The following is a 20,751-nucleotide window of genomic DNA, read 5'->3' as shown; positions in this document are numbered from 1 at the left end:
TGAAGAATTTTGAGTATCGAATTCGGTAAAAGCCGATTGAAGCTTATTAACTTGCAACAAAGAATTACAAGCAAGTGCCCAGACCTAAAAAATCATTTGAAACCAATAATATTAATTTTAAGGAAAGCTTTGCTTCCTTGAAATTCGTTCCCAGATTTTTTAAAGAGATCAGAAGAGTTAATCCCTTGCTGTTCTATACAAATATTTCGGGCAGGATACTTAATGCAATATTGCCGGTTTTAATGCTCTGGCTGGGAAAATTGATCATCGATGAGGTAGTGATTCAAATTGCGGCAGAGACCAAAAACCTGGAAACTTTATGGTGGCTGGTGGCAGCTGAATTTGGACTCGCCATAGTTTCAGATCTTTTGAGCAGGGGCATCAGTCTTAGTGATGCTTTGTTGGGAGATCAATATTCCATCGATACTTCGGTGAAGATCATTAAGAAAACTTCAGAGTTAAACCTGGATCAGCTGGAAGATTCAGAATTCTATGATAAACTGGAGAGGGCCCGGCAGCAAACCACCGGCCGGGTTGGACTAATGTCTAATATTCTAACCCAGGGAGAAGATGTGATCGTGATCATCTCGTTACTTGCCGGGGTGGTTGCTTTTGAGCCGTGGCTTATCATTTTGCTGGTGGTTTCAATAATTCCAACCATCATCAATGAGATCAAATTCAGCGGAACCAGTTATTCGCTGGCTCGCAGCTGGACCCAGGAACGCCGGGAACTGGATTATTTAAGATATGCGGGCGCCAGTGATGTGACTGCGAAGGAGGTTAAACTATTCGGACTATCGCATTACCTGGCAGATCGCTTTAAGCGACTTTCAGATAAATATTATTTACAAAGCAAGCGCCTGGCGAAACAACGTGCCGGCTGGGGATCAATTTTTAATGTGATTGGTACAGGGGCTTACTATGGAGCCTATGTTTTTATAATCTTTAGAACGGTAGCGGGAATTTTCAGCCTGGGGGATCTTACTTTCCTGTCTGGATCTTTCAACAGGTTAAGGTCTAAGCTACAGGGATTTTTCACCAGGTTTACCGCTATTACTGAAAGTGCCTTATACCTGCAGGATTATTTTGAATTTCTGGATCTTCATTTTTCTGAAGATGAGGATCAGGAAAAACTTCCTTTGCCGAAGGTCATTGAAAAAGGATTTGAATTTATTAATGTTGGTTTTAAATATCCAAAGTCTGAAAAGTGGGTGGTTAGAAATATCAACTTTGAACTCAGGGCCGGGGAAAAACTTGCCTTTGTGGGTGAGAATGGAGCCGGTAAAACGACTTTGATAAAATTACTGCTGCGATTTTATGAACCAACTGAAGGGGAGATCCTGCTGGATGGTATACCTGTTAAAAGGTACCGTCAGGCTGCTTACCAGCAATATTTTGGAGTGATCTTCCAGGATTTCGTCAAATTTGAGCTAACTCTTCGCGAGAATATCGCCATGGGAGAAATTGAGGAGATAAAAAATCAAAACAGGATCGATACTGCGGCAGATAAAAGTCTTGCCAGTGAAGTAGTAAGAGATCTGCCCATGGGATATGATCAGCCGTTAGGGAAAAGATTTAAGCATGGTAAGGATCTTTCCGGCGGGCAGTGGCAAAAGATCGCCATCGCCAGGGCCTATATGAAAGATTCTGAGGTATTGATCCTGGATGAACCAACTTCTGCTTTGGATGCCAGGGCAGAGACCGAAGCTTTTCAAAGATTTATCCAGCTTACCAGGGGGAAAACCGCCGTGATCATCTCGCACAGGTTCAGTACGGTGCGAATTGCAGACAGGATCATGGTACTAAAAGATGGGGCTGTTCTTGAAATTGGAACTCACCAGGAATTAATGCTGAATGATAAGTTGTATGCTGAGCTCTTTAACCTGCAGGCTGCTGGTTATCAGTAAGAATCTTTTTTCTAAATTTCAGCTTGACTAATTTGTATGGATATTTTAGATATACGCTTGTTACTTGATTTTGGCCTGATGGTTTTGATCTGGATAGTACAACTGGTGATCTATCCCGGGCTTTGCTATTATAAGAATGAAGACCTGGGGAAATGGCATAAGATATATACCCAGCGCATTGGCGTGATCGTAGGTCCGTTGATGATCGCGCAGCTTTTTGTCGCCGCACTGCAATTATGGCAAACACAGAATTTATATACCTGGGGGAGTATCATTGTTGTTCTAATTACCTGGATACTTACTTTTTTGATCTTTGTTCCCCTGCACAATTCCATTAAGCCCGATGAAACCTGCGAGGAGATCACGAGCAGCCTGGTTAAAAAGAACTGGTGGCGTACCTTCTTCTGGTCTATTTTATTTTTAGGCAGTCTTATCTTTAAAATTTCGGATTATAATTTTTAAGCAAACTGCCTAATCTTTACATTAGCAATCCTAAAATCCCGGAAAATTGGCAGCGAAGAAATCTCAGAAGGTAACCCCGTTAATGCAGCAGTATAATAGCATCAAGCTTAAGTATCCAGATGCCATGTTACTGTTTAGGGTTGGGGATTTTTATGAAACCTTTGGAGAAGATGCCGTTAAGGCTGCCCGTATCCTGAATATCGTTCTTACCAATCGGAATAATGGAGGAGAGCGGGCCGAGCTTGCCGGCTTTCCGCATCATTCGCTGAACACCTATTTGCCGAAACTGGTAAAAGCAGGACAGCGAGTGGCGATCTGTGATCAGCTGGAAGATCCTAAAATGACCAAAACCATCGTAAAACGTGGGGTGACCGAACTGGTGACACCCGGGGTAGCGATGAATGACGATATTCTTAGCAGCAAATCCAATAACTTTCTTTGTGCCGTTCACTTCGGAAAGAAGAACCTGGGTGTTTCCTTTTTAGATGTTTCTACCGGGGAATTTTTATGCGCCCAGGGAAACAGGGAATATATAGATAAACTGCTTCAGAACTTCGGGCCTAGTGAGATCCTGGTTCAGAAAAAATACAAAAAAGAATTCAACGAGAGTTTCGGGAAAGACATGCATTGTTTTTACCTGGACGACTGGATCTTTAAAACAGATTATGCTGAAGAAACCCTGAACGGGCATTTTCAGACCAAGTCGCTTAAAGGATTTGGGATAGATCACCTGGAGGAAGGCATCATAGCTTCCGGAGCCGTTTTGTATTACCTGGCAGAAACCAGGCATCACCGGCTTCAGCATATAAGTTCTATAAATCGTATCGCCGAAGAGCAGTATGTATGGATGGACAGGTTTACAATCCGAAATCTGGAATTATATCATTCTACGGCGGCCAATGCGGTTACCCTTTTGGATGTTATAGATAAGACGATCTCACCTATGGGCGGCCGACTATTAAAGCGCTGGCTGGCCCTGCCTCTTAAGGATGCTAAAATGATCGAAAAGAGGCTGCAGGTAGTTGATTTTCTTATTAAGAATCCGGAAACGCTGGGAGATGTCCAGGATCAGATTCGTGAGATAAGCGACCTGGAGCGTTTGATCTCCAAAGTGGCAACCCAAAGAATTAGTCCGCGGGAAGTGAATCAGCTTAAGAATTCCCTGAATGCCATCATTCCGGTAAAGGAGCTGGCCTTGAAATGCAATAACGAAGCGCTGAAGATCATTGGGGATAATTTACATTCCTGCGACCTGCTTCGGGAAAAGATCACGGAGAGCATAAGCGAAAAGGCGCCGGTCAATGTTCAGAAAGGAAATGTGATCGCCAGGGGTTTTTCTAGGGAGCTGGATGAGCTTAGGGATATCGCTTTTTCCGGAAAGGATTACCTCGATAATATGATCCAGAGAGAGACCGAAGCCACGGGTATTTCTTCTCTGAAGATAGGGAGCAATAATGTTTACGGTTATTATATAGAAGTTAGAAATACTCATAAAGATAAGGTTCCGGAAAGCTGGATACGCAAGCAAACCCTGGTGAATGCTGAAAGGTATATCACCGAGGAGCTTAAAGAATATGAATCGAAGATTCTTGGTGCCGAAGAAAAGATCCTGCAGTTGGAGCAGCAATTATTCGGGAAACTTGTTTCCTGGATGGCTGAATATATAGATCCGGTGCAGCAGAATGCGAGATTGATCGCCAGGCTGGACTGTTTATGTTCTTTTGCCCAACAGGCGCAGGCCGAGAATTATTCCAAACCCGAGATCACAGATTCTTACGGATTGGATATCGAAGAAGGCCGCCACCCTGTGATCGAAAAGCAATTGCCCCCGGGAGAAGTTTATGTGACCAATAACCTGCACCTGGACAGGGAAGAGCAACAGATCATTATGATCACGGGGCCTAACATGAGTGGTAAGTCGGCTATTTTAAGACAGACCGCGCTTATTGTGCTCATGGCACAAATGGGAAGTTTTGTTCCGGCGAGATCTGCCGAGATCGGCCTGGTAGATAAGATCTTTACCAGGGTAGGAGCCAGCGATAATATTTCCATGGGCGAATCTACTTTTATGGTAGAGATGAATGAAACCGCCAGCATTTTGAATAATATTTCAGACCGCAGCCTGGTGCTGCTGGATGAAATTGGTCGAGGAACCAGTACCTATGATGGGATCTCTATCGCCTGGGCGATTAGCGAATACCTGCACGAACATCCTTCAAAACCCAAAACCCTGTTCGCCACGCATTATCATGAACTTAATGAGATGTGCGAAACCTTTGACCGTATCAAGAATTTCAATGTTTCGGTAAAGGAGTTGAAGGATAATGTCTTGTTCCTGCGTAAGCTTGTACCTGGCGGGAGTGAGCATAGTTTTGGGATACATGTAGCCAAGATGGCCGGAATGCCTCAAATGGTGCTGCATAGGGCTAACAAGATACTTGCTAAACTGGAGGCATCACACTCCATGGAAGATTCTGGAGCAGTATTAAAACAATCTGCCGAGGACGAGATGCAGCTTAGCTTCTTTAACCTGGATGATCCTTTACTGGAAGACCTTAAACAGGAATTACTGGGCATAGATATAGACACGCTTACTCCGGTAGAAGCTTTGATGAAACTGAACGAGATCAAACGCATGTTGGGTAATAATAAGCAGTCATAGATCATTGTTCCTTGTTTATTGTTTGTAGTTTGGATCTGTTGTCATTTCGACCCCGAAACTTCGGGGGAAAAATCTCAACTCAGTTCGTAACTCGTAATTCGTATTTCCCAGTTCAATCCTCTCATTCTGAACGCAGTGAAGAATCTCATTAAAGTTCAGGGTTCGTAGCTCGTAATTCGTATTTCTCAGCTCGACTTTGTCATTCTGAACGCAGTGAAGAATCTCATTAAGGTTCAGAGTTCTTAGCTCGTATTTCGTATTTCCCAGTTCAATCCTGTCATTCTGAACGCAGTGAAGAATCTCATTTTAGTTCGTAGCCCGTAATTCCTATTTCTCAGTTCGCCTTTGTCATCCTGTCCCGAAGCATCAGGAGATTCAGGATCTCTTGATTTTTCATACTTATTTAATTGTTTTTAGCTCATAATGAAGGTGTAAGCAAACAGAGGAATAATTAATCGAATTCAGGCAGACTTTTTTCTTAAAAAATTCTTTGCCATTATAAGATTTGTCTTAAATTTGCCTCCGCAATAAAGGCTTCGTCGGTATTGCATTGTTCTTAAAAATCGCGAAAATAGCTCAGTTGGTAGAGCGCCACCTTGCCAAGGTGGAGGTCGCGGGTTCGAATCCCGTTTTTCGCTCATATAAATTACCACGCTCGGGTGGTGGAATTGGTAGACACGTTGGACTTAAAATCCAATGACCATTATGGTCGTACGGGTTCAAGTCCCGTCCCGAGTACCAAAGACCCTCTTAATCTGTTGATTTTGAGGGTTTTTTGTTTCGATGTTTTTAGAGGAGGGTCAGGTAATATCTTTTAATCCCAATCTCAATTGAGAAAAAACTTGATTGAAAAATATAATGCGGGTTCACCCCGATAGCTATCGGGGCCCGTCCCGAGTACTTAAAGCCTCTGCAATTGCAGGGGCTTTTTTGTTTTTATTACTTTAGAGGAGGGTCAGGTAATATCTTTTAATCCCAATCTCAATTGAGAAAAAACTTGATTGAAAAATATAATGCGGGTTCACCCCGATAGCTATCGGGGCCCGTCCCGAGTACCAAAGACCCTCTTAATCTGTTGATTTTGAGGGTTTTTTTGTTTTGATGATTTTAGAGGATGTTCAGGTAATATCCTTTAATCCCAATCTCAATTGAGAAAAAGACTTGATTGAAAAATATAATGCGGGTTCACCCCGATAGCTATCGGGGCCCGTCCCGAATACTTAAAGCCTCTGCAATCGCAGGGGCTTTTTTGTTTTAAAGACTTTTTAAGCAGAGTTTATCTGTTTCATTCTTTTTAGAGAATAATAAGCTGTGCCCTGCTTAACTTCAATTAATAGCTTTCATCAATTCGGTTAAAGTCACTGAAAAAGGTAATGCTGACCCTCTACCGTGTCTGTAGTTTTTCAGCTTTGTAATATCCCAAGACTGATTTAGAAACTCTAGTTCTTTAACCTGCTCAACTTTATAAACAAGGTAATATTCTTGTGATGGAGTGGAAGGATACCCCTTATCAATTAAAGTTTGTTTTGAAAATACTCGGGGGCCCGTTTCAGTTACTTTTAATAATTTGCTAGTCACTACTTCATTTTCTGAATGCAAAAGAAGATATTTCGCACCTGCTTCTCCAGGACCTAGTCGAAGAGAACCACGGTTGTCGTTAGCTCTGGCATTATATAACCCATTTTTAATGATCCAGTCCCAGTGCTGTTTTTTGTAATATGCAACTAAAATAAAGGTATCGTCCGGAATTAAAGCTCGGTTTTCTCCCAGAAGTTCTGGTAGGGCTTCTTTTAATTCGTTCGGGTTGTTGTCCTTATGAATTTTATAAACCTTATAAGCCATTTTCTCTCTCTGTGAAGCACGGTTAATAAAATGCTCAATAACTTCAAGAATAAATGCTTTTAAATCTCCAATTCCGTTATCTAATTTGGAAGGACGTACTGGGAAAGCGCCTAAACCAGGGATGATTTCATGAAAGCCTTTTTGAATAACTGAGGATTCTCCAGGATAAAGAACATATGCTCCACCTGTTCTTCGAATAGCATCTTTGTAGGCATGCATTTTTAGCAAATCAGCATTTTTATAGATTCCTTTTCTGTTCCGGGTTTTTTCTTCATTAAGTTCCTCTTCTTGATTGCTTTCCTTCAATAGTTCTGCAAGATTTGCAACTTTATATTTGGCATCAAAATGAATATGTACAATAAGTTCTTGTTTTTCGGCCTCGCCTTCCGTTACGCCGTAAGGCCAGAATGACAGGGTGTAATCCGGTCTCATAGTAGTTGTATAGCTACCCGAGCTGGGGTATGCCTTTTTTCCATTGAAAGAGCGATTGTAATTGAATCGTATATTCAGGCTTCTTGAGCCGGTTTTATAAATGCCGTTCAAAGCAGTATGCTTTCCTTGCTTAATTTGAAGGTTTAAACCATCCTCTGTTTTCTTTATTAATTCCGAAATATCTTTTGGCTCAATATCGAAGATTGCCTGAAAGAGATCTAGGAGGCTGAAAAATAGCCAATATTCATAAAGTATAGCAATGTCTTTTTTTCCACCTTTGTATATGTCTTCTCCGCCTTTCCATATCAGTTTTGCAGCCAGATCGAACATCAACCAAACTCTCAGAATTTCTCGATAACCTCCTTTTCTTTGAAGTACAGGACTATTTATTCTAAGAGACTCTGGCCTGGAAATTTCATGAAAAATATTGTGGTGTAAATGGGTTTCTAATTCCTTGATTAAATTATCTGATTCTTTAAAAAGAATAGTTCCGGGTTCTGAGACCTTGTTTATATCGGTACAGAATTTTAGAAAGACTTGGAGAGCATGCTTTATGAACCTGTTTTCCGGTGTATCTACCGAATCAGACTTCCGTAGGATAGATATCTTACCTGGTAAGGAATTGAGACCATAAGACCTAAGATGATGGTTTTTCGGAATAGCTGTACGGTTACTCCCCTTTACAAGTTCTCTAAGGTTTCCATTCGAAAAGCGTCTTTCTTGCCGTACATCTCTTTTTTCATTTATTTCTTTCCAGGTTGTTACCGGTGCCGAAACAATACGATGAACAGATTCCGCAAATTCATCAGTTCTTATTATGGAACTGATAAAAGCAAATTTCTGATATAAAGATTTACTGTCTTTTGTATAATCGGATTCGAAGTGATGAGATACAGGAGTGTTTGCCTGCATTAGTAAATCAGTGCATTTCTCGGTTATCAGCTCAAGCATATCTCGATAATCATCACGATATCCTGCTTTTATGGATTGAATCTCAAGTTCTACCGTCCCTACTTCTTTGCTGTCGTGATAAATAGGTAAAGAAAGAGTACCTACATAAATGTTCGGTGAAAGGGTGCCGGTATGTTTATTTCTCGAATGAGGTTGAACTATCTGCTGTCTGTCCTTTAAAAAGCAGAAATCCTTCTCGTTGAAAGTGTAGTCGTAAAAACAACCCTCCACCAGTTGGAATCTCGCTTCATTATTTTCGACGGCATCTTCCAGTTCAAAAAGGCTTCCAGGCTTACGTTCATCAATAAACAGACATAAGCCTTCCTTTATGTCACTTAGTTCTATTGATATAGTTCCCATCTCTGCCATTCCTATGCCTCAGCAAAACTGGCAAAACCGTTGTCAATAGCGCCTTTATGCATGCGTGCAATTTTCTCAAGGGATAAAGGAAATTTGACTGTTGCCGGGTCTTCAAAATTATACCCATCTTGTTGATAGATTTCTTTTTCAATATTTTTTATCTGATCCGTCACACAAAATTTCCCTAAAGTCAATAGTACAGGAACCAATTTTCGGCGAGACCCGTGTAATTTAGGAAGTAGTTTCTGCATGATGGCAATGTCTAACTTGTCATTATCACTGAGCGTCTGGTCCAGAACCGTTAGCTGATTTATTAACCGCAGAATTTCTGTTGCACTCCTGTAGCCAAATTCTGCACCAGTCTTTTTTAGTTGTTCAAAAAAGTCAATTAATGTTTTATTTATTTCTGAAAGATTTTGGTCTTTGAATCGATTATTTGCCGATCTAGCGAGAAAATTTACCGCCATGGAAGCTCCTCTTGAAGTTAGAGCAGCCATGTCAATATCTTTATTACTATTCAGGAAATTCGTAATTTCTTCTTTGGTTACCCTAAATTCAATAGTATTAGCCCGGTCAAGAACCTTAGGGCTGAACATGTTTGTTGTCTCATCAATGTTTACCGTTCCAATAATGAAGAGATTAGAGGGCAGCCTGAGATTTGCCGGTACACCATTATTAACAGTGCCTTCTGCAAATAATGGAATTTCACCTTTTGATTCCATTACACTTAGGAAGTCTGCAAAGTAACGTTCCACATGACTAAGGTTCATCTCATCTAATATTATAAAAAATGGAAGCTCCGGTTCTTTATTCGCCTTTATTATGAGGTCTAGGACGCCGTTATCAGGTTTGACATATTCATCAGGTTTCAACGCATTTGGATAACCTAAAAGAGGCTCTCTGTTTGTCCAATCAGCTCCCACTGGAACTATACAGTACTGCTTTGAGGTTTGGCAGATCCACTGTGTAAAAGCCTGCGCAAGCTTAGTTTTTCCAGATCCTGATAATCCAGTAAGAATAACAAATGGTTTAGTTAGTAATGAGGAAACAAAACGTGTTACCAGCTTGTCAGAATATATTAATCCAGCTTCGTAAAGTGCTTTTCTAAAGGAATCGAGTCTCATTGGTTCCTGCTTAATATTTTTTGAGAGAATTTTTTTCGCATGAGATGATTCAAAGGCCAGTTCTTCCTGTTTCTCCGCATTTTCAGCAGGAACATTTGTTGTTGAAATAGTAGTTTTATATTGCCTAATTATTTCAGCAAGGTCACTATCCAATTTTTCAGGGGTTGGTAGATTCTTCACGTCATATACCTGATAAACAAAAGAATTCCCATACCTTTTTAGTTTTTCTATGTTCTTCTCTTCGAAGTATTCATTAATTGTTTGAGGATGCTGCAGATTCCATTTCGCTAAGGGTGACTTAGTCTCACTTATTCCATATGAAAGAAAAAGAATTTCTATGTTTTTATAGTAGAGATATGCAGGATAAATTCCTTTACTGGTAGTATGCGGTTTTTTTAAAAATGAAATCCAAGGAATTTGTGCCTGATTTCCTTGACCAAAACTGACTTTTACTTTTAGCCCTTGATAAGAGTCTGTAAAATGCTTTGTTTTAAGATTATCCGTTTTTGCCTGCTCAAGAAATTTTTTCAATTCAGGATAAAAAGAATCTCGTACAGTTTGTTCCAGATTATATTTCTCTTTTTCTACTATTTCAAAGCCCTCTTTTTCCAAAAGTTTAAATGCGGGTGTATTTAATCCACCCGTAAATTTATTTCTGTCTAATTCAGTTCCATTTGCAAATAGGTTGGAATATGAAACAATCATTTTCGGAGGGTACCTTTTGTTGTTATGAGCTACATCATAATACTGAGAGTCGCCCATAGGAGGTAATCCTTCGGAGTCAATTTTATCAATGGCTTTTAATAGATGCTCTCTGGTGATATTGGAAGGTATGGACATATATTGGAATGGTTATGAACAATTTTGGACCTAATTTAACATAATTTTTTAAAGTGTAGGCAGATTCCTATAGATGTACATAAGGTTTAATACAGTTGTTTTGACCTGGAACAAGTATACCGCTGTAGACCTAGTTCCGGTACTAACGGTGGGTAATAAAAATAGTATTGAGAAGACAATTTAGTTTTAAAATGATTTCTTAACCAAACCTGCTTTATGAGTTTCAGAAGTGTTTTTAATCTCAAAATCCACAATCCCAAGGATTAGTTCCTCTTCTGTAATTACTTCAACTTTCCATTGACCTTCCTTAAGGTTACTTTTATAGGTATATCCACGGAAACCACGATCACGCCCACCGGCAACTTCAAAATCAATATCATCGGTAACTTCCCATTTCCTGCTTTCAGGATTGTACCATTTCCACCTATGAAAAATGGACTTTTTTAGATCTGTAGGTGCAAAAACAGAAGTGAACACATAAACTCTTCGGCCTTCCTGGCGATGAAAAGTGACGTTATGTTTACGCCAGAATATATACCATGGATTCGTCTCGTAAGTAACGATGTATTCGTTATTTACTTTTCGCACCTCATGAGCCACCAAACCGGTATCCATTGCCAGCGGCACTGGCGGAATAAGATTGAAATAGTAAAAAACATTGATCATTATATAGATAGAAAGGATGAGACCGATCAGTTTTTTTAGACTTAGCTCAGCTCTTGTGCCAGGGCTTGAGCTGTAAATAAACGTGATGAGAGCCAGCGTACACCCAAGGCTTACAAGGCCCGAAATGATAAAAATAAAGGTGTTCATTTCCTTTATCAGCGTGGGAATAATAAAGGCGAAGAAGGTAAAACTGATAAAAAAATAAACACTGAACTGAAGGTATTTGTTGGAGATCTTCTTTTTAAGAAACTCGTTTGCAAATAATAACAGAACCAGAAGTATGAAAAAGAACATGGTTTTTGACATGGACACACTTCTGAAAAAATAGATGACAAAAGCACTTGAAAGTGCGCCAAAGAAGAACTGTATGGCTAGCGGTAAATATTCGGAATAACGTTCGATAAAAGTACCTTCCCACTTATCTTCATCCACGGTATTAAACAAATAAAGCGTTATGGATAATAAGGTCATATGCGAGCAAAGTACCACCGTATCATAAACACGATCTATTCGCCCTAGGGTCAGGGTATCAAATATAAAACCGCCCATAAAAAAAAGAATGGGAGCGTACTTTTGATGCCGATAAACAAACCTACCAAAAGTTGTATTTCTATATCTTACTAAAGTTCTTTTCATACGGTATCTAGTAGCGCCAAATTTAGGATAAAAACTTCATCCGCATATTGGCTTATACTTTCTAACTCCACTTTTTACCCGGCCTTAATTCATTCTACAAAATATAATAATATCGCAATTTTATTGGTGGTGCGAAGAATGCACTGTATTTTCAAACCAGATTGAGAATTCAGTAATTAAAGATTAAAATTAGGTACTCCTGGCATGAGTGAAATCACCACTTTGAGTTTTTTCCGGTTTTCCGGCTTCAGAAATAAATTCTGGGCGCTTAAGATGATGCAGTTTGCCCACCAGGATCTAAAAGAAACCAGCGGACAGAAATTTTATAAACTCATGGGCAGCGGAAAAGGAGCCGGTTTTAATCCTTATCCAGACTGGGAGACATATGCTTTGCTGCAGGTCTGGGAGTCTGAAGAGGCTGCTGATTCATTTTTCAATAATTCGTCAATTATTAAAAATTACCATGATCATACTACAGAGGTATGGACCTTATTTTTAAAAAGCATAAGGGCAAAAGGTACCTGGTCGGGGAAAAAACCATTTTCTCCAGGTGAGGATCTGGATCCTGAAAATCCATTACTGGCGGTGATAACCCGGGCTACGCTAAGAACCAGCCGGCTGATAGACTTCTGGAAATATGTGCCTGCTTCGCAGTCCCGTTTACAATCCAACCCTGGACTTATTTTTACAAAAGGAATAGGGGAGATCCCGGTGATCCAGATGGCTACATTTAGCCTGTGGAAAGACCAGGAAGCAATGTATGCCTATGCCTATTCTGCAAAAGGACACCAGGGAGCGATCAAAAAAACAAGAGAGCTGGACTGGTATAAGGAAGAGTTGTTTTCCCGTTTTCAGCCGTATCGTTCTGTTGGGACCTGGCAGGGGGAAAATCCTTTACCTGAATTATCAAAATAGACCTTATTTCAGGAATTTATGCAGTATGGCCTTAGTGAATAGCCATGGATCGAAAGAAGCCATGATATTTATATCTTCTCTCAAATTTGTTTCTTCATCCAGAAAACGAAATATCTGGGTAGCAGAATTCTTTCCGTACATACTACTAAAAAGAGAAGGACCATAGTGATTTTTGTTCTTCAGGATATTCAAAAATAGTGCATCGTAAAATCTATGCTTTGGGGAATAAATTCCGGAAGAGGGATTTTTTCCTTCTATTATATTTTTCACCAGTCGCCTGGAATACCGTTCAGCATTTTTAAATGAATAGCCAGAAGATGGCTTTACCCAGGATCCTGCAGTTCCAATTTGTGTAACCTGGGAATTATTGTTTTTATCGTAGGGGTAATCAGACATTGGAATTATACCGGCTTCAGTTTTGGTGATCTTATAATCCCCGGGTTTCAAATATTTTTCGATGTAATCCTTTAGCATTTGGTCATAAACACTTTCGTCTACCAGTTGCGGACTGAAAAAAGTAAATTCAACCAGGGCAGAATTTTCGGAAAAAGGCAGCAAATATGTAAAGCTGGAAGTGTCTTTCCAGGTTAGCCTGAAATCCATCATCAGAAAACTCCCGGGGTCAAAAACAGCTTTTTCGGTTTCAATAAACCAGCCTTTGAAATGTTGCAGAACAGTATTCGATCTCATCACTTCAGCATCTTCTGCAAGGATCCTGCTGTCAAAAACCTGCCGGGCAAGGAAGGTGTTCTCAGACGTTTTGATCATTACTTCAGAATCAGCGGCTTCTACTTTTTGAACTTCCGCCTTTTCCCATAGAAAAGCAGGATCGTTTTTTAGTTGACCAAGGGCATACTTATAAAAATCCAGGGAATGGACCATTTTGTAGCTGTATTCTCCCATATCCAGGTTAATTTCCTCGTTCCCCGTATTTACAGTCCCTTTGTTCCATTGATGCGAAACCAAATTATCCCATTGCCCTGTTCCAGTCTCCCAGTAACACCAGGTCCTGTCATCTACATTCTTTTCATCTTTTTCGAGGATAAGTATTTTCCTGTCCTTAAAAAATGCATCTTTTTGCATCGCCAGTGCCAGGTGTAACCCAGCGGCTCCAGCTCCTATAATGGCGAAATCAAATACTGTAGTAGACATAGAAATAACCAAAAAAGATTAATAATACAAGATACAGAGCTAGAGAGAAATTAAAGTTTCCCTTCGGGCTAATTTTCTGATATACCAGGTGTAGCAATGCCGCTACAATGAACCAGGTGATATAATTTTCCAGGGGAGCTATACCTCCCTGGAAAGTCCAGAAATCGAAAACAGGGGCAGAAACCTCCATGGCATAATCGAGAAAAACCATTAGTGAAGCCCCTAATATCACCTGTAATAAAAGCTTTCCGGTAATTTTTTTTGCAATATCTGCAGTAATAAAAGTAAGCACAGCCCAGTAAACACCTATAAGATATGGAACGCCGTCAAATTTAATCCCCAGGTTTTCACCGTATTCATAAGTTCCAAAAATTAATCCTGTATTAACTCCAATCCATTCAGCCAGCATCCCCGTAAAGAAAAAGATTCCTGCGAGCAACCATTTTTTATTGGTGTTCAAAGGAAAATTTAAGGCTAAAAGCAGAAATGCCAGTAATAGGGTAAAAGGAGTTTTTTCAACAAACCAGTCTTTATAACTCAAACTAACCCCGATCATAGCCGAAACATGAAAAAGTATGAGTAAAAAGATCGAGAACGATAATTTTAAATTACCGGTTTGTAAAAGAGTTTTTACCATGTTCATGCTTTGGGGATAAGATCTGTTGCGATTTTGGCCGATAGCAGGCATAGTGGAATTCCACCCCCTGGATGAACTGATCCGCCACAAAAATACAGGTTTTTCAATTGATTGCTAAAATTAGGATGTCGCAGGAAGGCCGCAAACTTAGAATTACTGGCAGCACCATACAAAGCACCCCGATAAGAGCTGGTGTCATTTTCAATTTTAACCGGATCCATAATACTCTCACTCAGGATAAGTTCTTCCATATTAACTTTCAGCACGCGGTTTATCTTGTCTATTATATTCATCCTGGCTCTAGATACCAATTCATTCCAGTCCTGTCCGTAATTTCCCGGGGCATTTACCATAACAAACCAGTTTTCGCATCCCGGAGGAGCATCTCCCGGTTCCTCCTTTGAAGTTATATTAATGTAAACCGTTGGATCATTTCCAAGTGACTTTTTTTGAAATATCATTCTGAATTCTTCCCGGTAATCATTGCTGAAAAGGATATTGTGCAAATCCAGTTCGGGGAAACTACCCTTTACGCCCCAGTAAAAGATCAAAGCAGAGCTGGATCTTTCCTGTTTCAGGGTCCTTTCCGGCTTTTTAATGTCTTTCAAAAGTTTATGGTAAGTAGGAAATATATCCATATTAGAAAAAACAATATCGGCATTGTATTGCCCTGCGGCAGTTCTAATGCCTGTAGCATTTTTCCCGTCATGTTCGATCTGTTCCACTGGTTCATCAAAACGGAATTCTATTCCCTGATCCCTGGCAAGAAGGAAAAGACATTTGGTAATACTGTGCATGCCCCCTTTGGGAAAAAAGGTTCCAAAATGCATTTCCAGATGTGGGATCATAGACATGATTCCCGGTGTCTGGTAGGGGGACGAACCATTATAGGTGGCATAACGGTTAAATAACTGGACTAATTTTGGATCACGAAAGCTCTTTTCATTTAACTGGTTCAGGTTTTTATTGATATCCAGCTTATATGTTTGTAACAATGCTTTTAAGGTCTCTCCAGATAAATAGGTAGAAGGTTTATGCAATGATTTTTCAAGAAAAATTCCCGCAGTTAGTTCATATTTTTCCCTCGCGCCGGCAATATAATTTTCAATTTCTTCTCTACTGGTGCTAAATGTTTTTACGGCATCTTCTACAAATTGACCGGTATCCTTCTTTACCGAAAAGGTGGTGCCGTCCTCCCAGAAGTAATTACAAATATTCTCTTTGGTTTTATAATTAAAATAATCACGGGGATCGAGATCGTACAATCTGTACAGATCATCTACAAAATGGGGCATAGTGAACAAAGAAGGACCCACATCGAACCTGAAATTGTCCTTTTCAAAAGCATGCAGTTTTCCTCCGGGATAAGAATTACTCTCGAAGACCTGAACCTCGTAGCCTTTTTTTCTTAATCTTAATGCTGTGGCCATACCGGCAATACCAGAACCAACCACAATAGCTTTAGCCATTTTATATAATCAGGGTTAATTTTTTTCTGAAACTATTTTTTATACGCATAAAACTAAATATATCAGATGACAAAAACGGTCAATTGAATAAAAATTAGGCTTTGTTGAATTTCTTGAAAAGGTGTACGTTGAGATAAAGAGAACCTTAGAAAGTATATCTAATATTTTTTTCAGAATATGCCGGCCCGGTAAGTAAACCTTTTAGAGAATTGTATATAATTTTAAAACCGGAATTTTGTAATTGGATCTAAATTCTATTGCCGCCGATTTAAAATCGGGTTTTCCGAAAGGTTTGTAATTATTGCCAAAAGCAATTGGCTCCTTGGGAATACCCAGGAAGTTTGTATCCAGTTCATCATTCCCGTTAGTGTCCTGGTAAATTGATACAGCATAAATGCCATATGGGATATCGAAAGATATAACTTTAGATTTTTCAGTCGAATCAAAAGTCAGGGTGCGATACGGGTTTTCCAGCCAGTCTTTTTCGCTGTTGAAAATTGCAACTTTAACCTCTCCTTTATTGATTCTTATATCGCTGATTTCAATCTCAAAGACCTGGGTTTTTGCTGATAATGAAAACAGACAAATGAAAGCAGTAATTATTGGGGTGAGCATCTTATTATTTTTCATAGCAGCTATTTGAATAGTTGCGGTAATTTACAAAATATCCAAAGCAATGTCATCTGCCAAGCTGGTTTCCGATTAGTTTTTATTTCATTTTTCTAGTGGTTACCAGGGTCAAATCATTGATAATCTGTTGTAAATGGCTGTGTTTTAGGGTTTTTTAACTTCGTCGTAACTACCTTTAATCTTGATTTTCACTAATTTGACATCATAATCATTAAAAACTTAATTTATGAAAAGGTTATTTTTAGTATTTGCTTTGCTGTTTTCTGTAAGTACAACTTTCATTTCCTGCCGGGAAACCCCGGAAGAAGAAAGAGCTGAAGAAGCTGCAGAAGCAGTCGAAGAAAGAACAGATGAAATAGAGGAAGCTGCAGATGAAATTGAAGATGATTATTAGTGTTTGGTTTTCCTTAGAAATAAGATTTCTAATTCAATACAAAGGTTGACCTGAAATGGCAACCTTTTTTAATTCACCTCAATTGCTATCCCTTTGGGATATATTATCACCTTTTTGATTTAGATACTTTCCTTATCTTGGGGAGCAAAAAATTTTCCATGATTAAAAAAATGCTATTCCTGGGTGCACTTGCCATTTTTAGTGTAGGATGTAAGAGCCCCAAACCAATTACCCAACAGGCCCCAAAACCAGAAAAAAATAAATCAGATCTTAAAGAGTATTCTCAGGTTATTACCTCTGAAGCTAAAAGCGATGAGGGTCTTTTTACGACACATTTTGTAGGAGATAAACTCTATTTTGAAATTCCTGTAAACCTGTTCGATAAGGATATGCTGCTGGTAAGCCGCATTGCCGGGATTCCTTCAGGATTTGGAGGTGGCTATGTAAATGCCGGTTCCAAGGTTAATGAACAGGTCGTGCGCTGGGTGAAGCGCAACGGAAACATTGATATGAAGGTGATTAGTTTTGAGAACCAAAGCGACGAAGAATCTCCTATTTACAAGTCTGTACAGGCCAATAATTTCTTTCCTATACTTTTTAGTACTGAAATTAAAACCTGGAGCAAGGATTCCTGCAGCGTTGTTATTGATGCCAGCGGTTTGTTCGAAAACGAGGTAGATGCCATTAATGGAATTTCTGCAAATCTCAGAAAGAGATATAAGGTAAAGAAACTGGATAAAAGCAGGTCCTATATTGAGTCTGCCAATTCATACCCGGAAAATATTGAAATAAAACATGTTATGACCTATGAGGCAGATTCACCTCCGGAAAGAGATCAGGCCGGTACTATTTCCATGTTATTGAACCAATCCATGATCCTGTTACCGGAAAATAAGATGCAGCCCAGGCTTGCCGATCCCCGGGTTGGATGGTTTACTATTAATAAGTATGATTATAATTCAGAAGAGCTTAAAGCAGATGATTATGAAATCATTCGTCGCTGGCAATTGGTTCCAAAAGATATTGAAGCATATAAAAGAGGAGAACTAGTAGAGCCCGTAGATCCTATAGTTTATTATCTGGATCCCGCTACCCCGGAAAAATGGAGACCTTATTTTAAGCAGGGAATAGAAGACTGGAATGTAGCATTCGAAGCGGCAGGTTTTAAAAATGCCATTATTGCAAAAGATCCTCCTTCTAAAGAAGAAGACCCGGAATTCAGCCCGGAGGATGTTCGTTATTCTGTAGTGCGTTACGTAGCCAGTACTACTAGAAATGCGGTTGGTCCCTCGGTAACCGATCCCAGAACAGGAGAGATAATTGAAAGTGATATCATCTGGTACCATAATCATTTGAGATCTTACCGTAATCGCTTTATGATCGAAGCCGGGGCTCAGAATCCAAATGCCAGAACCTTAAATACTCCCGAGGCTGAAATAGGGGAGATGATGCGAATGGTTATTGCGCACGAGGTGGGGCACGCCTTAGGTTTACCGCATAATATGAAAGCCAGTTCTGCATATCCTACAGATTCTTTACGATCTGCAGAATTTACCCAGAAATATGGGTTAACGCCTTCAATAATGGATTATGCCCGTGTAAACTATGTAGCTCAACCAGGTGATGATGGAGTGCGATATATACGAATGATGGGGCCTTATGACCTTTACGCGATCAACTGGGGTTATCGATATCTGCCGGAAGCCAATTCGGCTAGGGAAGAAAAAGAAACCCTGGATAAGTGGATCCTGGAAAAAGCAGGGGATCCGGTATATGAATTTGGGAATGGTTACTCTGGAGCAGATCCACAATCGCAGAGGGAAAGTTTAGGAGATGACCAGGTTAAGGCGAGTGCCTATGGGATAGCCAATTTGAAAAAGGTAGTTCCAAACCTGGTGGAATGGACCTCAAAAGATGGATACGGTTATGATGACCTGGCCGAGGTATACCGTGAGCTTGGCTATATGTGGAGAGGTTATATCTCCCACGTAATTACTAACGTTGGTGGTGTGTACGAAACACGTAAAACTGCAGATCAATCTGGCCTTGTTTATGAACCTGTGCCCGAAAAGATCCAGAAACAGGCGGTAGAGTTTCTGAATAAAGAAGCCTTCACAACACCAGATTGGATGCTGAATCAGAAATTGCTTGGAAGGATAGATGCTTCTGAAGCCATCGACAGGATTCAGGGCTTCCAGTCAAAGGCCCTGGAAAATTTACTGGAAAAAGATCGTTTAAAAAGAATGGTCCTGAACAATGAGATGAATGCTAATGATACTTATACGGTCACAGAAATGATGAAGGATATAAGAGAAGGTGTTTTTAGTGAATTGTATAATTCACAGGAAACCGATGCCTATAGAAGGAATCTTCAGAGATCATTTGTAGATGTTGCAGCTTCCTATTTAAATGAACTGGAAGAGCGTAAGAATGACGAAGTTCTAAAATCTGATATTATGGCCCTGATGAGAGGGGAACTTAATAAACTGAGATCAGATCTCTCTAAACGTAAAAATAGCGTTAACCATGAACTAACCAGATATCACTGGAAAGATCTTATCGCAAGAATAGATTTGGCGACAGGTACAGACGCCTAAAAGCATCCATTTTAAATGATTTCAAAGCGCTTCGGGAGAAGCGCTTTTTGATTTTAATAATATTGCACCCAATTTTGATATCCTAAAGATCAATTTGATTTATCCAACAGAAGTTTATAAAATGTTCATAATACATTTAAATTTTAACTTTTTTAAACCGGGCATATTTTGTTAATTAGTGTTATTCAAAAGTTAATGAAATGTTAATATGGAGATAGCAGAAAGAAAAGACATGGCGTTTAATGACGGGATGAAGGTATCTGATCTTAGAGAGATGACTTCCATTAAATTTATTAATACCCTGCGAGAAAACAATCTTATTAGAATTACGAGAACAGGTAAAATTCAACTCACGGAAAGAGGAAAGGTAGCTTCTAAATTAGGTATACATAATTTTCTCAGGTTGGAAAAAGCTGAGAGCAAATATCTGGAAGTGGAACTGGATAAAATGAAAATTGAGCATCGAGGTTTGACCATGATCTTTGGAGGAATGGTTATATCCCTGCTTCTTATCATTGGCTTCTGGATTATAGAACTCAAAGTATTGTAATTTTCAAAGGCCAGGGTGTACTCATCTTAGACCAATCCTTTAGGTTTTCTAATCGATTTCGTGCTAAATTTGATTAATTTCATTAATGAAATGGGCGAAATAGAAGAAGTTCTGAAGAAACACCATATCAGGCCAACCGCTATCAGGCTGTTGATGTATAAATATTTACGGGACAGAAATGTTGCGGCCACCCTTAATGATATTGAGTCAGGTTTTGATAAATCTGATAGAACAACCCTTTACCGCACTATCAAAACGTTTGAAAAAAAGGGTTTGGTACACCAAATAAATGATGGAACCGGTATCGCAAAATATGCTTTGGACGATAAAACCACCGGTACCACTGCACTCCAGGACCTTCATCTTCATTTTCATTGTATCAAATGCAATGAGACCGTCTGCCTTACAGATCACAAAATTCCGCATATAAGCTTACCAAAGGGGTACCTTAGTAAGGACATGAACCTGCTGGTTAAGGGAGTATGTGACAAATGCAACCTTAAATAGATTTGCACTTAAGTTGCA

The 20,751-nt window shown here is 39.6% G+C and carries 15 protein-coding genes and 2 tRNA genes; 10 read left to right on the top strand and 7 right to left on the bottom strand.

All coding sequences use genetic code 11. From position 1 onward, the window contains the following. The first annotated feature begins 74 nt into the window (after positions 1–74). The 5 genes from FGM01_RS11690 (at position 75) to FGM01_RS11670 (ending at position 5,772) form a co-directional block, all read left to right on the top strand. Positions 75–1,907 carry an ABC transporter ATP-binding protein gene (locus tag FGM01_RS11690; protein ID WP_143411356.1) on the top strand — a complete coding sequence of 611 codons (1,833 nt, stop codon included), beginning with the start codon at positions 75–77 and terminating at the stop codon, positions 1,905–1,907. Positions 1,908–1,943: 36 nt separating this feature from the next. Further along, positions 1,944–2,369 carry a hypothetical protein gene (locus tag FGM01_RS11685; RefSeq protein ID WP_143411355.1) on the top strand — a complete coding sequence of 142 codons (426 nt, stop codon included), beginning with the start codon at positions 1,944–1,946 and terminating at the stop codon, positions 2,367–2,369. A gap of 82 nt (positions 2,370–2,451) precedes the next feature. Beyond that, positions 2,452–5,031 (top strand): DNA mismatch repair protein MutS, encoded by a 2,580-nt coding sequence (mutS, locus tag FGM01_RS11680; RefSeq protein WP_143411735.1) that lies wholly within the window; start codon positions 2,452–2,454, stop codon positions 5,029–5,031. 565 nt (positions 5,032–5,596) lie between these two features. Then, positions 5,597–5,669: transfer RNA gene (locus FGM01_RS11675), tRNA-Gly, on the top strand. A gap of 15 nt (positions 5,670–5,684) precedes the next feature. Next, a tRNA-Leu gene (locus tag FGM01_RS11670) sits at positions 5,685–5,772 on the top strand. 585 nt (positions 5,773–6,357) lie between these two features. On the opposite strand, the gene FGM01_RS11665 is transcribed toward FGM01_RS11670, so the two are convergent. From FGM01_RS11665 to FGM01_RS11655, 3 genes are all read right to left on the bottom strand, one after another. After that, entirely contained in the window at positions 6,358–8,616 is a 2,259-nt protein-coding gene (locus tag FGM01_RS11665; RefSeq protein ID WP_243735796.1) for a DUF2357 domain-containing protein, read from the bottom strand. A gap of 11 nt (positions 8,617–8,627) precedes the next feature. Then, positions 8,628–10,580, bottom strand: a complete 1,953-nt coding sequence (locus FGM01_RS11660) for an McrB family protein (RefSeq protein WP_143411353.1) — start codon at positions 10,578–10,580, stop codon at positions 8,628–8,630. A 186-nt stretch (positions 10,581–10,766) separates the two neighbouring features. Beyond that, positions 10,767–11,882 carry a DUF2914 domain-containing protein gene (locus tag FGM01_RS11655; RefSeq protein ID WP_143411352.1) on the bottom strand — a complete coding sequence of 372 codons (1,116 nt, stop codon included), beginning with the start codon at positions 11,880–11,882 and terminating at the stop codon, positions 10,767–10,769. Positions 11,883–12,086: 204 nt separating this feature from the next. On the opposite strand from FGM01_RS11655, the gene FGM01_RS11650 reads away from it, so the two are divergent. Further along, positions 12,087–12,797, top strand: coding sequence for a DUF3291 domain-containing protein (locus FGM01_RS11650; RefSeq protein ID WP_143411351.1), 711 nt, complete (start codon positions 12,087–12,089; stop codon positions 12,795–12,797). Positions 12,798–12,800: 3 nt separating this feature from the next. Here the strand turns inward: FGM01_RS11650 and FGM01_RS11645 are convergent, their stop codons facing one another. From FGM01_RS11645 to FGM01_RS11630, 4 genes are all read right to left on the bottom strand, one after another. Beyond that, positions 12,801–13,949, bottom strand: coding sequence for a lycopene cyclase family protein (locus FGM01_RS11645; RefSeq protein WP_143411350.1), 1,149 nt, complete (start codon positions 13,947–13,949; stop codon positions 12,801–12,803). Then, complete coding sequence (locus FGM01_RS11640; protein ID WP_166435223.1) at positions 13,930–14,592, bottom strand: carotenoid biosynthesis protein; 663 nt, start codon at positions 14,590–14,592, stop codon at positions 13,930–13,932. Before FGM01_RS11640 ends, FGM01_RS11645 begins: the two co-directional genes overlap by 20 nt. Then, positions 14,589–16,055, bottom strand: coding sequence for a 1-hydroxycarotenoid 3,4-desaturase CrtD (crtD, locus tag FGM01_RS11635; RefSeq protein WP_143411348.1), 1,467 nt, complete (start codon positions 16,053–16,055; stop codon positions 14,589–14,591). The genes FGM01_RS11640 and crtD overlap by 4 nt, the downstream gene beginning before the upstream one ends. A gap of 201 nt (positions 16,056–16,256) precedes the next feature. Next, on the bottom strand, positions 16,257–16,685 hold the full coding sequence (locus FGM01_RS11630; RefSeq protein ID WP_143411347.1) for a DUF2141 domain-containing protein: 429 nt from the start codon (positions 16,683–16,685) through the stop codon (positions 16,257–16,259). A 226-nt stretch (positions 16,686–16,911) separates the two neighbouring features. Here FGM01_RS11630 and FGM01_RS14555 point away from each other — a divergent pair, with 226 nt between their 5' ends. The 4 genes from FGM01_RS14555 (at position 16,912) to FGM01_RS11615 (ending at position 20,733) form a co-directional block, all read left to right on the top strand. Continuing rightward, the gene (locus tag FGM01_RS14555; protein WP_166435222.1) at positions 16,912–17,079 is read left to right on the top strand and encodes a hypothetical protein; all 168 of its coding nucleotides are present in this window, start codon (positions 16,912–16,914) and stop codon (positions 17,077–17,079) included. Positions 17,080–17,237: 158 nt separating this feature from the next. After that, positions 17,238–19,676, top strand: coding sequence for a zinc-dependent metalloprotease (locus tag FGM01_RS11625; protein WP_143411346.1), 2,439 nt, complete (start codon positions 17,238–17,240; stop codon positions 19,674–19,676). Positions 19,677–19,884: 208 nt separating this feature from the next. Continuing rightward, positions 19,885–20,226 carry a hypothetical protein gene (locus FGM01_RS11620; RefSeq protein WP_143411345.1) on the top strand — a complete coding sequence of 114 codons (342 nt, stop codon included), beginning with the start codon at positions 19,885–19,887 and terminating at the stop codon, positions 20,224–20,226. 90 nt (positions 20,227–20,316) lie between these two features. Then, positions 20,317–20,733: a Fur family transcriptional regulator gene (locus FGM01_RS11615; protein ID WP_143411344.1), complete on the top strand. Its 417-nt coding sequence runs from the start codon at positions 20,317–20,319 to the stop codon at positions 20,731–20,733. Positions 20,734–20,751: the final 18 nt, after the last annotated feature.

Source organism: Christiangramia sabulilitoris (assembly GCF_007050985.1).
In the GTDB taxonomy this organism is placed as follows: domain Bacteria; phylum Bacteroidota; class Bacteroidia; order Flavobacteriales; family Flavobacteriaceae; genus Christiangramia; species Christiangramia sabulilitoris.
The sequence above is the reverse complement of the archived record's forward strand: the minus strand, read 5'-3'. Positions and strand labels throughout refer to the sequence as shown.

What these genes read in the sequence shown, in the direction of transcription:
- FGM01_RS14555 (WP_166435222.1), top strand. Translation starts at nt 16,912, where the DNA reads ATGAAAAGGTTATTTTTAGTATTTGCTTTGCTGTTTTCTGTAAGTACA.
- FGM01_RS11660 (WP_143411353.1), bottom strand. Translation starts at nt 10,580, where the DNA reads ATGTCCATACCTTCCAATATCACCAGAGAGCATCTATTAAAAGCCATT.
- FGM01_RS11640 (WP_166435223.1), bottom strand. Translation starts at nt 14,592, where the DNA reads ATGAACATGGTAAAAACTCTTTTACAAACCGGTAATTTAAAATTATCG.
- FGM01_RS11665 (WP_243735796.1), bottom strand. Translation starts at nt 8,616, where the DNA reads ATGGGAACTATATCAATAGAACTAAGTGACATAAAGGAAGGCTTATGT.
- mutS (WP_143411735.1), top strand. Translation starts at nt 2,452, where the DNA reads ATGCAGCAGTATAATAGCATCAAGCTTAAGTATCCAGATGCCATGTTA.
- FGM01_RS11615 (WP_143411344.1), top strand. Translation starts at nt 20,317, where the DNA reads ATGGGCGAAATAGAAGAAGTTCTGAAGAAACACCATATCAGGCCAACC.
- FGM01_RS11625 (WP_143411346.1), top strand. Translation starts at nt 17,238, where the DNA reads ATGATTAAAAAAATGCTATTCCTGGGTGCACTTGCCATTTTTAGTGTA.
- FGM01_RS11620 (WP_143411345.1), top strand. Translation starts at nt 19,885, where the DNA reads ATGGAGATAGCAGAAAGAAAAGACATGGCGTTTAATGACGGGATGAAG.
- FGM01_RS11685 (WP_143411355.1), top strand. Translation starts at nt 1,944, where the DNA reads ATGGATATTTTAGATATACGCTTGTTACTTGATTTTGGCCTGATGGTT.
- FGM01_RS11650 (WP_143411351.1), top strand. Translation starts at nt 12,087, where the DNA reads ATGAGTGAAATCACCACTTTGAGTTTTTTCCGGTTTTCCGGCTTCAGA.
- FGM01_RS11630 (WP_143411347.1), bottom strand. Translation starts at nt 16,685, where the DNA reads ATGAAAAATAATAAGATGCTCACCCCAATAATTACTGCTTTCATTTGT.
- FGM01_RS11645 (WP_143411350.1), bottom strand. Translation starts at nt 13,949, where the DNA reads ATGTCTACTACAGTATTTGATTTCGCCATTATAGGAGCTGGAGCCGCT.
- crtD (WP_143411348.1), bottom strand. Translation starts at nt 16,055, where the DNA reads ATGGCTAAAGCTATTGTGGTTGGTTCTGGTATTGCCGGTATGGCCACA.
- FGM01_RS11655 (WP_143411352.1), bottom strand. Translation starts at nt 11,882, where the DNA reads ATGAAAAGAACTTTAGTAAGATATAGAAATACAACTTTTGGTAGGTTT.